This is a genomic window from Chryseobacterium sp. MA9, from assembly GCF_024399315.1.
Taxonomy (GTDB): Bacteria; Bacteroidota; Bacteroidia; order Flavobacteriales; family Weeksellaceae; genus Chryseobacterium.
In genome coordinates, this window is the sequence record NZ_CP075170.1 from 2,911,413 (window position 1) to 2,928,773 (window position 17,361).

Below are 17,361 nucleotides of genomic sequence, written 5' to 3' on the forward strand. Positions count from 1 at the left end.
TATATGAAGAAACTGTTTACTCTACTGCTATTGGTTTTTCTGGCAAAAATTAATGCTCAAGTATATTCCGGAGAGGTATTTCTGAGAGACAACTCTATTTTATATCTCAATCAGGTATATGTCACTAATCTAAACATCCAGAAAACCGTTCTTACCGATTATAATGGTAATTTTAGTATCCCCGCCAATCCCGGAGATGTTATCCGGTTTACCTCTATTGTTACCGAAAGAAAAGACATTAAGCTAACGCCTCAATCAATGGCACAAAAAAATCTGGTTGAGCTTAAAATTGCGTATTATGAAATTCAGGAAATTGTACTCAGCAGGTTCAAACCTACCGGAAACCTTCGGTATGATGTGAATTCTTTAAGAAAAGAGGATAAAGCACATGCTCTTAAGAAAGTAATCGGGCTTCCAGAACCAAAAGGTGACGGAACTCCTCCTGAACTTCCTGTTGCTGGATTGCGGGATGGCGGACTTACCTTCAGCCTTGAAAGTATCTATGATATTCTTTCCGGTGAGAGAAAGAAAAAGCAGCGTTATCAGGCATACGAAAGAATGAACAGTTCCGTTACACAGATCAAAAACTATCTGGGAAAAGATTATTTCACAAAGTTTAAAATTCCTGAGAATTTAATTGATAACTTCCTTCAATTCGTTTATACTTCTGAAAACATTCAGGCGTATGTATTAGCCGGAAACTTTGAAGCCGTAAAGATTCCTATTGAAAAATATCTGCCAATCTATCAGAAGAGACTTAGAAGTTCACATCTTCAGGAGGTTGTAAGCAATAATTAGAGAAATAATTCCAATATATATAAATAATCCATGTCCTTCACATGGATTATTTCTTTTGAAATAAACAGAAATCCCACGGTAAACCCCCTCCATACTACATCCAATATAGATTACTCAACTTTTATTGCATATCATTATTCAATATTCAAAAATATGCTTAATTTTATCTCACAAACAAGTGTTTAAAATAAAAACACTTGTTTGTCGTTATCCAAATAAAAACTAACAGCCCAAAACACAAATTAAGAGAGAAGCACTCAATTTTTAACTTAATAATTAATGAAAAAAGTCCTTTTACTTCTTTGTTGTATGTTTTTCTTTACTATGTCTGCTCAAAAAAAAGGGAAAGACTATAGTAATATTCTGAAAAGTAAGAATATCTACGAAATCAATGCCTTCTTAAGAGATGCCCATCCTGATGATCCTCGGAGATCTGTCCTGAAACCAAGGGTAATGGACATGATGAAAGAATACATCAAAAATGCACATCCAGCCGATCAGAAAGTAAAAGATATGCAGGAAATGCTTGCCATGCTGAGGAGAAGGCCTTCCACAAAGATCACCTTTGATGAAATGAATGCTATCATCAAACAGAAACAGATTGCAAAATATAAGGCCGAATTAGCAGCAAAACAGCCTACCACCGTTTATACTCCAAGCACTGCACAGAATACATTTGTTGTAAATACTACGGCTAATACGGCAATTCCAAATGCTGAAGCTGAAGAGTTCAACATGCTTATGACTGTCTCACCTGTTGAGCATAAAAACAAAACTGTAAAAATCCTAAACTCTTTATTTGATAATGACCCTAATGCTAAAGAAGCTATTATATTGATTCAAAATAAATCAGACTGTAATATCATTGTAAGAATGGAAGGTGTAGGTACTACTAAATACAGACTGGCTGTTCCTGCTCATGGTGAGGGTTCAATTGTTATAGAAAAAGGACAGTATCTTTTCACCAGCCTTGTTTGCGGAGCTCAATACGCTTCACAAAAAACAATTGAAAGGGCAATTATGGTCGCTTTAGGAGGCCAATAATTTCCACCAAAACCGAATTATCTCTATGTCTTTTACCCCCAAAAGACAAAGATACTCCATAAATTTTCACTATTTTTGCACTCATTTTATAACTCAATGGGCAAGAATAAATTAGCAAGATTCGCAGAAAACAAAATATTACCAAATGTAATCCAACCAACAAGGGAAGAAGCTTTAAAAGGTTTCGAACTTAAAGGAAAATGGAGAGAAAACTTCTTTAAAAATGACAATCCAATTGTATTGGAATTAGGTTGTGGAAAAGGAGAATATTCTGTGGGGCTTGCCAAAACATTTCCTGAAAAAAACTTTATCGGAGTTGATATTAAAGGCGCAAGATTTTGGTTTGGAGCTAAAGAAGCGGTAGACAGCAACATGAATAATGTAGCCTTTCTTAGATCACAGATCGAGCTTGTTGATCATTTTTTTGCTGAAAATGAAGTAGATGAAATATGGATTACGTTCCCGGATCCACAGATCAAATACAGAAGAACAAAGCACAGATTGACTCATCCTGATTTCTTAAACCGATACAAAAAGTTTCTGAAGCCTGGTGGTATTATTCATCTAAAAACCGATTCAGAGTTTTTACATGGATATACACTGGGATATTTGCAGGGAGCCGGCTATGAAATCATTAGTGCACATCATGATATCTACGGAGCACCGGAATATGATCCTAATACCGAACACCTTAGAGATATTAAAACCTATTATGAAGAACTTTTCTCAGCAAAAGGAAAAACAATTACTTACATTAAATTCCGAATAAGCTGATGAAGTAAAAATAACAATTGATGAAAAAAAAACTTTTACCTGTTTTCTTTTTATTCTTCACATTTTTGTTCCCCAACCTGATATCTGCTCAGAAAAAAGCAAATAAAGATATTCTGAAAAGCATTGATATTAAAGAAATTGAAGAGTATATTAAGAACACCCATCCGGATGATCCGAAGAAAAGCGTGCTGAAACCTAAGCTTATCGCTTTAAAAAACGCAGAATGGACAAAAGGAGCCCGTACAGCCAAGCCTATGGAAGCCAGGCCTGTTATCTCCGATATTCCTAAAAGTATCATGAGAAATCCTTATTCAAATGATGCTGAGGAGTTTAAAAAACTTATCACTGAAACCTCTGCTGAACATAAAGAAAAAACGGTGAAACTTCTGAATACAATGTTCAATGAAGATATTACCCGCAAAGAAGCGATACTCTTATTCAAAAATAATTCAGACTGCAATATTGTACTGAGGATTGAAGGAAAAGATTATTATAATCTTGCCGTTCCCGCTCACGGAGAAAATTTTATTGTGGTTAATAAGGGTTCATATGCGCTCAACAGCAATATTTGCGATATGAAATACGTCTCCCAGAAAGACATTAAAAAAAGTATATTTGTAACGATAGACAATCCGAAACAAGCCGGGACTGAACTGAAATCCGCCCAAAAGGAACCGGTTCCGGAAAAACCTTCGAAAAAACAAAAATCAAAAAGTAAAATAGGATGAAAAAACTAATAGTTTTGACCGGAATTTCATTGATCCTTGCCAGCTGTAATGTAAATTATGGCAGCTATCCGGGAAGAACCTCCTACCCTTACCCTACCAGCAATGCCGGTAACAGAGCAAACACGGAAAGTGAATATAACGAGCTTATAAAAACCTATAAACCGGAAACTGCAGACGTTCTTAATGATCTTCTTAACAATGATGATCCGAAAAATCCCAGGACCTCTATTTCAGTAGAAAACAAATCTCCATGCAATATGGTTCTTACGGTAAGCGGGAATAATTTCTTCAAGAAAATCCCTATCGGTTCTGGAAAAGTAGGATACACAATGGTTCCTAAAAATCAAAATTACAGGTTATCCGGACTTATTTGTAACTCGACCTATCAGTCTACAAAGTTTATCACCACCTCATATTCTATAAAGCTTTCAAACTAATATATAACCCGCAGAACTCTGTGGGTTTTTATTTTTAATGAATAAATCTAATATAGTATCTTATTAGGAAAGTTAACGAGCAAGCAGAAACCGACAGAACAATACCGTTTTTGAGCTATCTAAATAAAAGCCATATAAGATATAAAAAGAGATCCAGAGCCTGAAAACGCTTAATAAAACGATCAGCATCAACAAAGAGTTATGAACGTAAACTTATATTTAAACACTATTTAGATCATAAGAAACTATACAAAAATTCCTACCAAAGCTTAAACAACGTAAAATCAAAATATTATTCTGAAAATCATACACATAACAAATATTTCCATATATTTAGAAATATAATTGCGGATTCCGAAAAGCACATAGAGTAGGAAAAAACTAAAACTAAAAACCATGAAAAATTTAAAAAAAGTCTCAAGAAGTGAGCTAAGAACAATTAAAGGAGGATACAGAAGCTGTATAGACGGCTGTAATTTAGAAATTGGAGAAATGTGCTGCAGCGGTGTATGCAGAATCGGAGTAGTTGTCCCAACAACAGATCCTGATTTCCCAGAATTTACGGTGTGCCCTAAGAAACCTTAGTATAAATAATAAAAAAACGCTGGACCGAAATCCAGCGTTTTTTCTATATTAAAGAAAATCTTTAATTATTCTGCATCGAAGTCAGCATCTTTATCAGCAGATACTACTTCTCCTTCTTCTTTAGATTTTTCTTTATCAGCTTTTCTTTGAGACTGACCTTCTTTGATAGATTCTGAAACAATGCTCAAGATCATATCGATAGATTTAGAAGCATCATCGTTTCCTGGGATAACGAAGTCAACTTTTCTAGGGTCAGAGTTTGTATCAACAATACCGAAAACTGGAATACCTAATTTCTTAGCTTCAGTTACAGCGATGTGTTCTCTCAAGATATCTACAACGAAGATTGCAGAAGGAAGACGAACCATGTCAGAGATAGAACCTAAGTTCTTTTCTAAGTTAGCTCTTTGTCTGTCAACTTGTAATCTTTCTTTTTTAGATAAAGTTTCGAACGTACCGTCTTTTTTCATTTTGTCGATAGCATTCATCTTCTTTACAGCCTTTCTGATAGTAACGAAATTCGTTAACATACCTCCTGGCCATCTTTCTGTAATATAAGGCATATTAAGTTCAGAAGCGTGTTTTGCAACAACTTCTTTCGCTTGCTTCTTAGTAGCTACGAAAAGAACTTTTTTACCTGCAGAAGTTAATTTTTCTAAAGCGCTGCAAGCTTCATCTAATTTAACTGCTGTTTTATGTAAGTCTACAATGTGAATACCGTTTTTCTCCATAAAAATGTATGGAGCCATATTTGGGTTCCACTTTCTAGTCATGTGACCGAAGTGTACGCCAGCCTCTAAAAGGTCTTTTACATTTGCTTTTGCCATGTTTTCTGTTTTTGTTAGTTTACTTTCCGTCTTTTAAACAATCAACAACTTCTTTAGATGGGAGAAGCGTTTGGATGCTAAACGTAACGGGCAATTTTTGCTTTAAGCTTCAGGCAGTAAGCCGTAGGCTTTGAAGCGAATTAAAAATTTTAATAAGTTTTTCAAAAAGCTTATTGCATATTGCTTTAAGCTTACCGCAATTCTTAACGTTTTGAGAATTGGAATCTCTTTCTTGCTTTTTTCTGACCTGGCTTCTTTCTTTCCACCATTCTTGCGTCTCTTGTAAGTAAACCAGCTGGCTTTAATGCTAATCTGAACTCAGCGTTGATTTCGCATAAAGCTCTTGAAATACCTAATCTGATAGCTTCTGCCTGACCTGTATTTCCACCACCGAATACGTTTACGGTAACGTCATACTGACCAACAGTCTCAGAAAGGATAAACGGTTGGTTTAATTTGTAAACCATCACGTCTGTAGAGAAATATTCTTTAGCATCTTTACCGTTTACTGTAATGTTTCCAGAACCTGGTCTTACATAAACTCTTGCTACAGAAGTTTTTCTTCTTCCGATTTTGTGAACTATAGACATAATTAATTATTTAAATTCGTTAACATTAATTGTTTTAGGCTGTTGAGCTTCATGTTTGTGCTCAGTTCCTTCATATAAATAAAGGTTCTTAAGGATAGCAGCTCCTAATCTGTTTTTAGGCAACATACCTTTTACAGATTTTTCTAATACCTTTAAAGAATCTTTCTTTTGAAGTTCAGCCGCAGTCATAGACTTCTGTCCACCAGGATATCCTGTATGCCAGATATAAGTCTTATCAGCCCACTTGTTTCCGGAAAGTGTAATTTTCCCAGCATTCAAAACGATCACGTTATCACCACAATCTACGTGAGGTGTAAAGTTCGTTTTGTGCTTACCTCTCAAAATCTTTGCAACCGTAGAAGCTAATCTACCTAACGGCTGTCCTTCAGCGTCTACCACAACCCATTCTTTATTCGCAGTAGCTTTGTTCGCTGAAACAGTTTTGTAACTTAATGTATTCACACGTTTTAGTTAAAGATTAAACATAATTTACCCCTAAAAGGGTGTGCAAAGGTACAAATTATTTTTGTAACCCAAAAACATATTTTATTTTATCTATAGAATCCGGTCTATGCACCCCTATATCAATAGATTTTAACACTCTTATAATTTGGCATACATCTTGTAAATTGTTGTGGCGATGAAAAAAAAAACGCTTAGAAGATTCTAAAAACACAGGTGATACAGCAAAGAGTTCATTCCCTCAACTCTTTCTTTTATTAAATTAACTTTAAAAATTTCCGTAAAACACATTAATATAATTACAGTTTCATTGAAATAATTATATTTGTGTTAATCATATTCCATAATTCATGAGCCACGGAAAACTAAGAGATGATAAAACCTGCCTGAACTGCGGACATCAGGTTGATGAAAGGTTTTGCCCACACTGCGGACAGGAAAATACAGAGCCCAAGCAGCCGTTTCATTTTCTTTTCACCCATTTCATTGAGGACTTCACTCATTATGATGGCGAATTCTGGAAAACAATCAAATACTTATTAACCCGTCCCGGAAAACTTACCAAAGAATATCTGGCAGGGAAAAGACAATTATATGTTGCCCCTGTGAAGCTCTATATTTTTATAAGCTTTATTACATTCTTTCTTCCTTCCCTTTTCCCTGGATCAGAAGAGGAAACAGTGAAACATCATAAAAAAGAACACAATGCCGGAAAAATTGAAAAAGAAAAAAGAAAAAATGAGAATACCGTAAAGTTTACAGACAGTTTAAAACAACACTTCTCCAAAGACCAGTTAAATAAGAAGTCTTACTCAAAAGCAGATAAAGATATCAAAGTAACAGATGTAAATGGGAATGATATTGAAACTGATGCTTTAGGAGAAACTACAGATGGAAAGCTTAGCGTGCTAAGTGCAAGAAGTATGAAACAATATGATTCTCTTCAGTCTAAAGACAAAAACAACCAAGCCGTTTACAGCTTTTTAAAACCTTTTGCCAAGAAGATATTCCATATGCAGGAACAGGGGTATAATAAGGATCAGATTTTTGGAAAATTCAAGGAAACAATGATACACACCCTTCCAAAAGCACTATTCATCTACCTTCCGGTTTTTGCTTTCTTTCTTTGGATTTTTCATAATAAAAAGAAATGGTGGTATTTCGATCATGGAATTTTTACCCTTCATTATTTTTCCTTCTTATTGTTAGGAACACTTATCTTAATCGTTTTTGATAAAATCACCGATCTCCTTCCTGACTCCAGCCTTTTAACCTTTTTGTATCTATTGGTCTATACCGCAACTATTCTTTATATGTTCGTTTATTTTTTTGCGGCTCATCACAGAATCTATGAAAGTACCCGAACGATAAGCATTTTCAAAGGAATATTTTTATTCATGATTAATTTTATCGGTATCCTGTGTATGGGGCTCCTGTTAATGTACACCAGCTTTATAATGATGCACTAGTTACGAAGAGATTTATTCCCTCTGAAGCTTGCAAATAAATAATATGCAACGAAAACGGTAGAAAATTTCAGGATAGATGGAATCGCCAATTCAAGTTTAAACATTAAAATTCCTGCCAGAACAAGAATTCCCATTCCTACAAATGACAATCCTAATTTCTTAGGCAGTGAAAAATTGGGTGTATCCAGATAATAAGCAAGTCCCCAGGCAGAACCAAAGGCAACAGCATAATAAATATCAAGTCCGATATTCTGTGAACTTAAGAAGAAATAGTTAATCAGGAAGCTTATTACCGTTCCCAATCCGAAGTACATCAAAGCTTTTTGCATGTCTGTAAAAATATTCTGCAAAAGTAGAGAATTTAATTTGAGAATGTAAAGATGAGTGCCTTTGAAAACGAAGACACTGCAACTTGTTTTAACTCTGTGGTTTCCCAACTTTCAAAGTTTTCGGCTCAAAAAGGGGACATACAATTAAATAAGCACAACCAACCAGTTGACAATCAAAAGAATAAAATCAAACACCTGGTTCTTTTTTTATTGTTATATTTGAAAACTTAGAAACTTTCTAGAATTTTTATGGAAACCCAAAAATATACTCCAACCAACAAGGTAAGAATCGTAACTGCTGCCTCATTATTTGATGGGCATGATGCTGCGATCAATATTATGCGTCGTGTTATTCAGGGAACAGGATGCGAAGTGATCCATTTAGGACACGATAAATCAGCAGAGGAAGTTGTAAATACAGCAATCCAGGAAGATGCCAATGCTATTGCATTAACTTCATATCAGGGAGGTCACACAGAATATTTCAAATATATCTATGACCTGTTGAGAGAAAAAAATTCACCACAGATCAAAATTTTTGGCGGTGGTGGCGGTGTAATCCTTCCGGAAGAGATCAAAGATCTGATGTCTTATGGAATTGACAGAATTTATTCTCCGGATGACGGCCGTGAACTTGGGCTTCAGGGAATGATTGATGATCTTGTACAAAGATCAGATTTTGCTACAGGAAAAGATGTAACTGCAAAAGACCTGGATTCCATCAGCTTTGAAAACTCAACAAGCATCGCCAGCATTATCTCTGCTGTTGAAAACTTCTCAGAAGAAAAACCTGAGCTTGTAAAAGCAATTGACGAAAAGTCTAAAGATTTAACCATTCCAATTATTGGTATTACGGGTACCGGAGGAGCTGGTAAATCTTCTTTAACAGATGAATTGGTAAGACGTTTCTTACGTTCAAATACCGATAAAAAAATTGCCATTATCTCTATTGACCCTTCAAAAAAGAAAACCGGAGGTGCTTTATTAGGAGACAGAATCCGTATGAACGCAATCAATGATCCTAGAGTGTATATGCGTTCTATGGCAACCAGAGAAAATAATGTTTCCGTTTCTCCATTCATTCATTCTGCATTGAATGTACTGAAGCTGGCTCATCCTGATGTCATCATCCTTGAAACTTCAGGGATCGGACAGTCTGGTTCAGAAGTGTCAGATTTTGCCGATGTTTCCATGTATGTAATGACTCCTGAATATGGAGCATCTACACAGTTGGAAAAAATCGACATGCTAGACTATGCGGATCTTGTCGCATTAAACAAATCTGACAAAAGAGGTGCTCTTGATGCTCTTCAGGCAGTGAGAAAACAGTTCCAGAGAAACCATCTTTTATGGGAAAGCCCACTGGAGGACATGCCTGTATATGCTACAAAAGCGTCTCAGTTTAATGACCACGGAACAACGGAATTATACAACAGATTGGTTTCAAAGGTAAATGAAAAATTTGCTGATTTAAGACTCAATGCATTTGTAGAACAGGAAATAACAGAAGAAGTAACCATTATTCCTCCGAAAAGAGTTCGTTACCTTTCTGAAATTGTTGAAAACAACAAACAATACGACATCAATATTGAAAAGCAGGCTGAACTGGCCAGAACAATGTATCATATTGAAGGCGTAAAAAATATAATTTCCAATGAGGTTTTAGATGCTGAATATCAAAAGGCAGAAAAACATCTTCAACAGGATAATATCGACTTCCTGAAGACCTGGGATGATACGAAAAAAGCTTTCCAGGCAGAATTCTACTCTTATTTTGTAAGAGGAAAAGAGATTAAGGTGGAAACATCAACAGAATCTTTATCTCATTTGAGAATTCCAAAAATTGCATTACCAAAATACAATGACTGGGGTGATCTGATCAAATGGAAAGGACAGGAAAACCTTCCGGGAAGTTTCCCTTATACAGCCGGAATTTATCCGTTCAAGAGAACCGGTGAAGATCCAACAAGGATGTTTGCAGGAGAAGGTGGTCCTGAAAGAACCAACAGAAGATTCCATTATGTTTCTGCAGAAATGCCGGCAAAGCGTTTATCTACAGCTTTTGACTCTGTGACATTATATGGTCAGGATCCTGCTTTACCACCGGATATTTATGGTAAAATTGGAAATGCAGGGGTTTCTATTGCCACGTTGGATGATGCTAAAAAATTGTATTCCGGGTTTGATCTGGTTAATGCACTGACTTCGGTTTCAATGACGATCAATGGTCCTGCACCAATGCTGCTGGCTTTCTTTATGAATGCTGCCATCGATCAGAATGTTGAAAAGTATATCAAAGAAAATGGCTTAGAAGCTAAAGTAGAGGCTAAACTTAAGGAAAAATTTGACAACAAAGGTTTAGAAAGACCAAAATACAAAGGGGAACTTCCTCCATCCAATAATGGTTTAGGATTACAGCTTTTAGGATTAACAGGTGATGAAGTAATTCCTGCAGATGTATACGCAGAAATTAAGGCTAAAACGATTGCTACTGTTCGTGGTACCGTTCAGGCTGACATCTTAAAAGAAGACCAGGCTCAGAATACATGTATCTTCTCTACTGAATTTGCCCTTAGACTAATGGGTGACGTTCAGGAATATTTCATCAGAGAGAAGGTAAGAAACTTCTACTCCGTTTCCATTTCAGGATATCATATTGCTGAAGCAGGAGCAAACCCTGTTTCTCAATTAGCATTCACACTGGCCAACGGCTTCACTTATGTGGAATATTACTTAAGCCGTGGTATGGACATCAATGATTTTGCACCCAACTTATCTTTCTTCTTCTCCAATGGTATTGACCCTGAGTATTCAGTAATCGGACGTGTAGCAAGAAGAATCTGGGCAAAAGCTATGAAACTAAAATACGGAGCAGACGAAAGAAGCCAAATGTTGAAATACCACATTCAGACTTCAGGACGTTCTCTGCATGCTCAGGAAATTGATTTCAATGACATCAGAACAACTCTTCAGGCACTTTATGCAATCTATGATAACTGTAATTCACTTCACACCAATGCTTATGACGAGGCGATCACAACTCCTACTGAGCAATCTGTAAGAAGAGCAATGGCGATTCAGCTGATCATCAATAAAGAATTAGGACTGGCCAAAAACGAAAATCCGCTTCAGGGATCATTTATCATTGAAGAATTAACGGATCTTGTGGAAGAAGCTGTATATACGGAATTTGACAGAATCACTGAAAGAGGAGGTGTTCTTGGCGCTATGGAAACAATGTACCAGCGTTCAAAAATTCAGGAAGAGTCTATGCATTACGAATGGCTGAAGCATACAGGTGAATATCCAATCATTGGAGTAAACACTTTCTTAGGAAAAGATGGTTCACCAACTGTTCTACCAGGAGAAGTTATCCGTTCCACTGAAGAAGAAAAACAATCACAGATTGAATCTCTGCATAACTTCCAGCAAGCGAATGACAGCAGATCTGAAGAAGCTCTGAAACAACTTCAACATGCAGCCATCAACCAGCAAAACTTGTTTGAAGTGATGATGGATGCTGTAAAATACTGTTCTTTAGGACAAATTACCAATGCTTTATTTGAAGTGGGTGGTAAATACAGAAGAAATATGTAAGCCATAATTGGACATACATTTTTTATACAAAAAACCTCAAAGGATTTCTTTGAGGTTTTTTTGTATTTTTAACTTTAAAACAAATAACAATGAAAAAGATAACCGTGAAAATAAATTTTGAGAAAATCTTTTTCTTAGTCCTCATGTGTCTTACATCTGCTTTATGGAGCCAGAAACGTACCGAACCATTTACCATAAGCCTTCCCAGCCACAAAGTAGAGAAAAGCTACTATAAAACGATAAAACTTATTGATAAAAGAGAAGACACCACTTCTTTAGGAATTGTACAGCAGGGAATGTTGAATGCCAAAGCTAAAGTGGTTCCCACTTCCAGCATATCAAGCCAATTTCAAAGTATCCTGAACAGCATCAATGGAGATAATACCGAAGATGGAACGATGGTTCTGTACCTGAAGCAGTTATACTTTGCGGAGGTTACTGCCAAGCTCAGTGAACATGGCTACTGCTATTTTCAGGGATTTCTGTTTTCAAAAAATAATGATGGGACTTACTCTTTGATAGATCAGACCGATACAGTAATTGATATCAAAGCAACTGATGTTACAACAAAAACTCTTGAAAAAGGAAGCGAAATGCTCATCGATTTCATCAGTAAAAATGCATCTAAAAAGCCCGAAACAATCAATCATTATACGATTGATCAAGTAAATAACTTTGATAATACAGCCAAGCAGTCAACCAGTTTTTACAATTCACCTCAGCTGAAAGACGGAGTATATAAAAATTATAGCTCTTTAAAGAATCAACAGCCGGACCAAGAAATCACAAATGTCAAATTCTACGGTAATGCCCCAAAAATTGTAAGAATCTATGAAATGGCAGACGGCAAAGAAAAAGAAATCAAAAAAGATAACATTTATGCTGTTGTGTATAAAGGAGATCCATATATCTACCTTTCCATAGAAAACCTTTTTACCAAGGCAATAAAAAGAGATAATGATTACTATTTTATCGGAAAAATAAGATCAAATCCCAATGCCGGAAGCATGATGGTAACCGGAGCAGCATTTTTTGGAGCAATTGGTGTTTTGATTATGAGCAATCCGGCCTATCCTTTTGAAATGAAGATTGATTACTTCAATGGTGGATTTGTTCCAATCAAAGAAATTCAAAACAAAAATTATTAAGCCACAAAATCTCCTTATTTTTGAGCGATTTTTATTTTCAAAATGAAACCAAAAGCTTTATTCAACTGGAGCAGCGGAAAAGATTCTGCACTTGCTCTTTATAAAATACTACAGGAAGATCAATATGAAATTTCTACACTGCTTACAAGTATTAATGAAGAATTTCAAAGGATTTCCATGCATGGTGTACACGTTTCTCTTTTAGAAAAACAGGCTGAAAGTCTCGAAATTCCGTTGATTAAAATGGAGCTTCCCAAAGAACCGTCAATGGAAGAATACCAGCAAATTATGAGCAAAACAATGGGCAGAATTCAGGCTCAGGGTATTACCCATTCTGTTTTCGGTGATATTTTCCTGGAAGATCTTCGGAAATACAGGGAAGACCAGTTAAATGCGATTGGTATGAAGGCTGTATTTCCTCTTTGGAAAAAAGATACCTCCAGCCTCATCCATGAGTTTTTAGAGCTTGGTTTTAAAACCATTGTAACCTGTGTAAACGGAACTTATCTGGATAAAAGTTTTGCAGGGCGAATCATTGATCAGAAATTTATAGATGATCTTCCTGAAAATGTAGATCCATGCGGAGAAAACGGAGAGTTTCACACCTTTACTTTTGATGGACCTATTTTCAAAAATCCGGTTCACTTTGAAATTGGAGAAACAGTCAAGAAAACTTATCCTAAACCTAAAACCTCACCTGAAGAAGAAGATGACGAGTATGTTTTCTGGTTTTGTGATCTGTTATTAAAATAAGCCTGTGAATATTGGTCCACAGGCCTTTCAATATATTATTTTATTTCTGTAATGATTTCATTCATGAGATCAAATACCTCTCTGATATCTTTTTCACGGGTCATCCAGTTTACAAAAGCAGCTCTTACTCCTTTATGCTGATTATAAAAAGTAGGCGTCATAAACACTTTCCCTGTATCATTAAGCTTTTCAAGAAATCGGTCCACTTTATCCTGCTTTGCATCATCTTTTAATGTAAAACAAACCGTATTTAATCTTACCGGAGCCAGCAGTTTAAAATCATGACTGCTTTCAATCAGCTGCCCAAACTGTTTTGCCCATGATATATTCTTATCTACAATTTCCTGGTATCCCTTTTTACCATAAGCCATGAGGGAAAACCATGCCGGAAGCGCCTTTAGCCTTCTAGAGTTTTCAGGAAGAAAATTTAAATAGCTGAAATTCTCCAACGGGTCTCCCAGATAAGGAGCATTTGAGTTCTGAAAAGTTTCCACCTGTAAAATTTTATATTCTTCTTTAATGAGAAACACGGCACTTTCATAAGGTACATTCAGCCATTTGTGACAATCTACTGTGATACTGTCTGCATATTCCCAGCCTTCCACAAGATGTTGATGGGTTTCTGAACAGGCAGCAAAACCGCCAAAAGCGGCATCAATGTGCCACCAGAAATTATATTTTTCTTTTAATTTGCTGATAGCTTTGAAATCATCAAAATCCACCGTGTTTACTGTTCCTCCGCTTGAAATCAGAATAAATGGTTCACCGCCAAGCTTGAGGATATTCTCTTCCAGATCTTTGATATGAATTGCTTCCCGATTTCCTTCTTCTGTTTTAATCTTAATGATATTACTGCTGCCAAGGCCCAAGAGTGACAATGATTTTATAGAGGATGAGTGAGGTGTGGCTGTCAATATCTTTACCGTTCCGGATACGCCTTCTTTCGCGATATCTCTTCCCTGCTCTTTTCCAAGCCATTGCCGGCCCACAGCCAAACAGGTAAAATTAGACATAGTGGCTCCCGATACAAAACCACTCAGAAAGCTTTCCGGAAGCTTAAGAAGTTTCAGTAAAAGCTGTATTGTTTCCATCTCTATATTTGCAGAAATATCTCCCTGTCCAGTTACAGACTGGGGGTTCTGATCATAAACAGTTGCCAGCCAATCACCAGCCACTGATGCAGGGGTAGAACCTCCTGTCACAAATCCCCAATATCTTGGTCCTCCAGATCCAACCATTATCGGTTCAAATTTTTCGTTGAAAATCCGTATGGTCTCTTCTGTTCCGTACCCCGATTCCGGGAGTTCCTGTTTTTCAAGCACCTGGTGGTTGATTATTGATGTAGGTCTTTCTTCGATGGAATTTAGAAATTCTGTTCCCTGTTCTTTAACGATATTCAGCAAATGGTCTATGTTTACTAAGTCGTTTTTCAAATGTTCATTCATAATTGTTATCAATAGTCTATATCAAAAGTATTAAATACTCTTCAAAGATTGATTAAATCCACATTAATTTGATCTGACACCCTACCCTAGCACGCAATTTGCATCCCCTAATGCTCTTTTAGATATTTTAGTATCTTTAAGAATATCAATTATCATTAAAAAATACAACACCTGTGATCAAAAATTTAATAGTTCTGTCCCTATTCTGCTTTTTATTTTCTTGTACAACAACTGAAGCTCCAAAAGCATCTCCAGTTGATAAAAAAGCAATTGTTGACTCTACCATTGCGGCTTTTCAGAAAACACTTTTAGAACAACAAATTGATTCCACTTTCAAAAAGTATCATTTCAATGGAAGCATTGCTGTTTTTAAAGACTCTTTACCTCTTTACAGAAGAGAAAACGGATATTCTGACTTTAAGAGAAAAACTAAAATTGACAGCAATACCATTTTTGCAATAGGATCTGTGAGCAAGCAATTCACAGCCGTTATGATTTTACTGCAGATGGAACAGGGAAAGCTTAATGTAACAGATAAAGTTTCAAAATATTTAAAGGAATTCCAGATCAAAGAATATGAAAATATAACGATTCATCAGTTATTAAACCATACTTCAGGTTTGAATATGGTGGGAGGAAAGCTGATGTTTAAGAGCGGCTCCGACTTCTTCTACTCCAACGACGGATTTAATACTCTTGGAAAAATTGTAGAAAAAGTTTCAGGAAAGTCATATGCTGAAAATATTCAGGAACTCTTTAAAAAAGCAGGAATGAAACATTCTTCAACCGGAGATACTTTTAAAGGAAATAATTTTGCGAGTGCCTATCTTGGTACACCTGCTAAATTTCAGGAAGTTCCCAATATGCCGAAAAGATTAGGCGGGCAGGAAATTGGAACTCCGGCTGGTGGAATATTATCCACCATTCAGGATCTCCATTCATGGAACAACGCTTTGTATGGCGGGAAAATTTTAAAGCCCGAAACCCTGAAATTATTCATGGTAAAAAGTGCAGAAAGACGTCATGCAATCTTTGGAAAGATGGGTTACGCTTATGGCATCATGCTTAACATTGGCCAACCCAATTCTTATTTTCACAGCGGTTATATAAAAGGATCTCCTTCCTTAAACATCTATTATCCGGATACAAAAACATCCGTAATTATCCTGTCTAATATCGCAGATGAGGAAAAAGGGAAAAGCTCCATTTTCAGACCTCATATTGAAGTGAAAAAGATTACAGATCATCTGGAAAATACTCTTACACAGCTTAGATTAAAGAATTAGTTTTAATGGGGGTGTTTGCTTACGTCGATTTTAGAAATTCCTGCATTTTTAGTAAATTCTTTTTATGCTCAATAAAATTGAATACAGCAAAAACCAGAGCTGTCTGTAATATGAAAGGAAGAATCAATGTAACTAAGGTCAGAACAACTTCAGAATGATTGTGTTCTTTGAAAAACTGATAAGCATAATTCCCGTTCTTCATTACAACCTGTACCATTGAAGAAGCGCAAACCACCAATAATCCTATATTCTGCTGATACATGGTATACAGACATTTTCCTTTGTATTTGAAATCCGTCTTCAGATATTTCCAGATCTTATAATTAAAAACCAATATCAATACTGAACCCAATAAAAATGATCCGTTAAGCAGTTTAAAAAATGTATTATAATAGTCCTGATTTTTTGCTATAAAAATCAACAATAAATTAATTCCTAAAGCCAGCAGTCCTGTCATTAAAGATTTTCTGAAAAGTCCGGCATATTTTTCCTGTATAATTCTTTTGGCTATCAAAGGGATTGTCGTTGGATAGAATAGCAGGTAATTAACTAACTTAAATTCTCCGCTCCAGGATTCTTTTATCTTTAAGAAAGCTTCATCGAAACTAATATTTTCGTTACTCTGAAGATCTGAAACCTGACTGATCATATGATCTCTGATTTCTATCAGAATATCCAATGAGAGCTGCTGGGCTATCAGATAATCTGTAATTTTATTTTCCTGTACTTCGGTGATCATATGTTGAAAATTGTCTGTAGGTTGAGTAAATAACTTTTCATCTCAGTTTCTTGTTCTGTCTGTTGTTTCTTCCCTTTTTCAGTCAGCAGATAATATTTACGGTCTCTTCCGTTGATCTTCTGAATTTCAGAAATAATCATTCCGTCGCTCTCCAGTTTATGCAGCAATGGATAAAGTGCTCCTTCCGTCATTTCAAGCTCACCTTCCGTAAGCTCTTTAGCTCTTTGGGTAATCTGATATCCATACATTTTAACTTCTTTTGTAAGAAGCTTCAAAATAATATTCTGCAGGGTACCTTTATAAAGACTATTCTTTTTCATAGAATGATTTATACATTACAAACTTATGCA

Annotated in this window: 18 protein-coding genes; 11 read left to right on the top strand and 7 right to left on the bottom strand. The window is 35.9% G+C overall.

The features are described from left to right. Positions 1 to 3 precede the first annotated feature (3 nt). The 6 genes from KIK00_RS13240 (at position 4) to KIK00_RS13265 (ending at position 4,366) form a co-directional block, all read left to right on the top strand. A complete protein-coding gene (locus KIK00_RS13240) occupies positions 4 to 798 on the top strand; it encodes a hypothetical protein (RefSeq protein WP_255812859.1) in 795 nt (264 codons plus the stop codon). A 279-nt stretch (positions 799 to 1,077) separates the two neighbouring features. Beyond that, on the top strand, positions 1,078 to 1,842 hold the full coding sequence (locus KIK00_RS13245; protein ID WP_255812860.1) for a DUF6759 domain-containing protein: 765 nt from the start codon (positions 1,078 to 1,080) through the stop codon (positions 1,840 to 1,842). A gap of 96 nt (positions 1,843 to 1,938) precedes the next feature. Then, positions 1,939 to 2,616: a tRNA (guanosine(46)-N7)-methyltransferase TrmB gene (gene trmB, locus KIK00_RS13250; RefSeq protein WP_255812861.1), complete on the top strand. Its 678-nt coding sequence runs from the start codon at positions 1,939 to 1,941 to the stop codon at positions 2,614 to 2,616. Positions 2,617 to 2,636: 20 nt separating this feature from the next. Beyond that, a complete protein-coding gene (locus KIK00_RS13255; protein WP_255812862.1) occupies positions 2,637 to 3,344 on the top strand; it encodes a DUF6759 domain-containing protein in 708 nt (235 codons plus the stop codon). Further along, a complete protein-coding gene (locus KIK00_RS13260) occupies positions 3,341 to 3,781 on the top strand; it encodes a DUF6759 domain-containing protein (RefSeq protein WP_255812863.1) in 441 nt (146 codons plus the stop codon). The genes KIK00_RS13255 and KIK00_RS13260 overlap by 4 nt, the downstream gene beginning before the upstream one ends. A gap of 396 nt (positions 3,782 to 4,177) precedes the next feature. Then, positions 4,178 to 4,366, top strand: coding sequence for a hypothetical protein (locus KIK00_RS13265; protein WP_255812864.1), 189 nt, complete (start codon positions 4,178 to 4,180; stop codon positions 4,364 to 4,366). Between the two features lie 65 nt (positions 4,367 to 4,431). Here KIK00_RS13265 and rpsB read toward each other — a convergent pair whose 3' ends face one another. From rpsB to rplM, 3 genes are all read right to left on the bottom strand, one after another. Continuing rightward, positions 4,432 to 5,193 carry a 30S ribosomal protein S2 gene (gene rpsB / locus KIK00_RS13270; protein WP_047373581.1) on the bottom strand — a complete coding sequence of 254 codons (762 nt, stop codon included), beginning with the start codon at positions 5,191 to 5,193 and terminating at the stop codon, positions 4,432 to 4,434. Positions 5,194 to 5,396: 203 nt separating this feature from the next. Continuing rightward, positions 5,397 to 5,783: a 30S ribosomal protein S9 gene (gene rpsI / locus KIK00_RS13275; protein WP_047373582.1), complete on the bottom strand. Its 387-nt coding sequence runs from the start codon at positions 5,781 to 5,783 to the stop codon at positions 5,397 to 5,399. 6 nt (positions 5,784 to 5,789) lie between these two features. Then, a complete protein-coding gene (rplM, locus tag KIK00_RS13280; protein ID WP_027375420.1) occupies positions 5,790 to 6,245 on the bottom strand; it encodes a 50S ribosomal protein L13 in 456 nt (151 codons plus the stop codon). A 350-nt stretch (positions 6,246 to 6,595) separates the two neighbouring features. Here rplM and KIK00_RS13285 point away from each other — a divergent pair, with 350 nt between their 5' ends. Continuing rightward, positions 6,596 to 7,714: a DUF3667 domain-containing protein gene (locus KIK00_RS13285; RefSeq protein WP_255812865.1), complete on the top strand. Its 1,119-nt coding sequence runs from the start codon at positions 6,596 to 6,598 to the stop codon at positions 7,712 to 7,714. Here the strand turns inward: KIK00_RS13285 and KIK00_RS13290 are convergent. Next, positions 7,711 to 8,043: a hypothetical protein gene (locus KIK00_RS13290; protein ID WP_255816673.1), complete on the bottom strand. Its 333-nt coding sequence runs from the start codon at positions 8,041 to 8,043 to the stop codon at positions 7,711 to 7,713. The two genes, KIK00_RS13285 and KIK00_RS13290, sit on opposite strands and share 4 nt — an antisense overlap. A 249-nt stretch (positions 8,044 to 8,292) precedes the next feature. Here KIK00_RS13290 and KIK00_RS13295 point away from each other — a divergent pair, with 249 nt between their 5' ends. The 3 genes from KIK00_RS13295 to KIK00_RS13305 all read left to right on the top strand — a co-directional run bounded on the left by KIK00_RS13295 (position 8,293) and on the right by KIK00_RS13305 (position 13,541). Then, a complete protein-coding gene (locus KIK00_RS13295) occupies positions 8,293 to 11,640 on the top strand; it encodes a methylmalonyl-CoA mutase family protein (protein ID WP_255812866.1) in 3,348 nt (1,115 codons plus the stop codon). An 89-nt stretch (positions 11,641 to 11,729) separates the two neighbouring features. Beyond that, positions 11,730 to 12,788 carry a hypothetical protein gene (locus tag KIK00_RS13300; protein WP_255812868.1) on the top strand — a complete coding sequence of 353 codons (1,059 nt, stop codon included), beginning with the start codon at positions 11,730 to 11,732 and terminating at the stop codon, positions 12,786 to 12,788. 42 nt (positions 12,789 to 12,830) lie between these two features. Continuing rightward, entirely contained in the window at positions 12,831 to 13,541 is a 711-nt protein-coding gene (locus KIK00_RS13305) for a diphthine--ammonia ligase (RefSeq protein WP_255812869.1), read from the top strand. 35 nt (positions 13,542 to 13,576) lie between these two features. On the opposite strand, the gene KIK00_RS13310 is transcribed toward KIK00_RS13305, so the two are convergent. Beyond that, positions 13,577 to 14,986: a pyridoxal-dependent decarboxylase gene (locus tag KIK00_RS13310; protein WP_255812870.1), complete on the bottom strand. Its 1,410-nt coding sequence runs from the start codon at positions 14,984 to 14,986 to the stop codon at positions 13,577 to 13,579. 173 nt (positions 14,987 to 15,159) lie between these two features. Between KIK00_RS13310 and KIK00_RS13315 the strand changes: the two genes are divergently transcribed. After that, a complete protein-coding gene (locus KIK00_RS13315) occupies positions 15,160 to 16,272 on the top strand; it encodes a serine hydrolase (protein ID WP_255812871.1) in 1,113 nt (370 codons plus the stop codon). A gap of 19 nt (positions 16,273 to 16,291) precedes the next feature. Here the strand turns inward: KIK00_RS13315 and KIK00_RS13320 are convergent, their stop codons facing one another. Continuing rightward, positions 16,292 to 17,011, bottom strand: a complete 720-nt coding sequence (locus KIK00_RS13320) for a hypothetical protein (RefSeq protein ID WP_255812872.1) — start codon at positions 17,009 to 17,011, stop codon at positions 16,292 to 16,294. Beyond that, positions 17,008 to 17,331: a PadR family transcriptional regulator gene (locus tag KIK00_RS13325; protein WP_255812873.1), complete on the bottom strand. Its 324-nt coding sequence runs from the start codon at positions 17,329 to 17,331 to the stop codon at positions 17,008 to 17,010. Before KIK00_RS13325 ends, KIK00_RS13320 begins: the two co-directional genes overlap by 4 nt. Positions 17,332 to 17,361 lie beyond the last annotated feature (30 nt).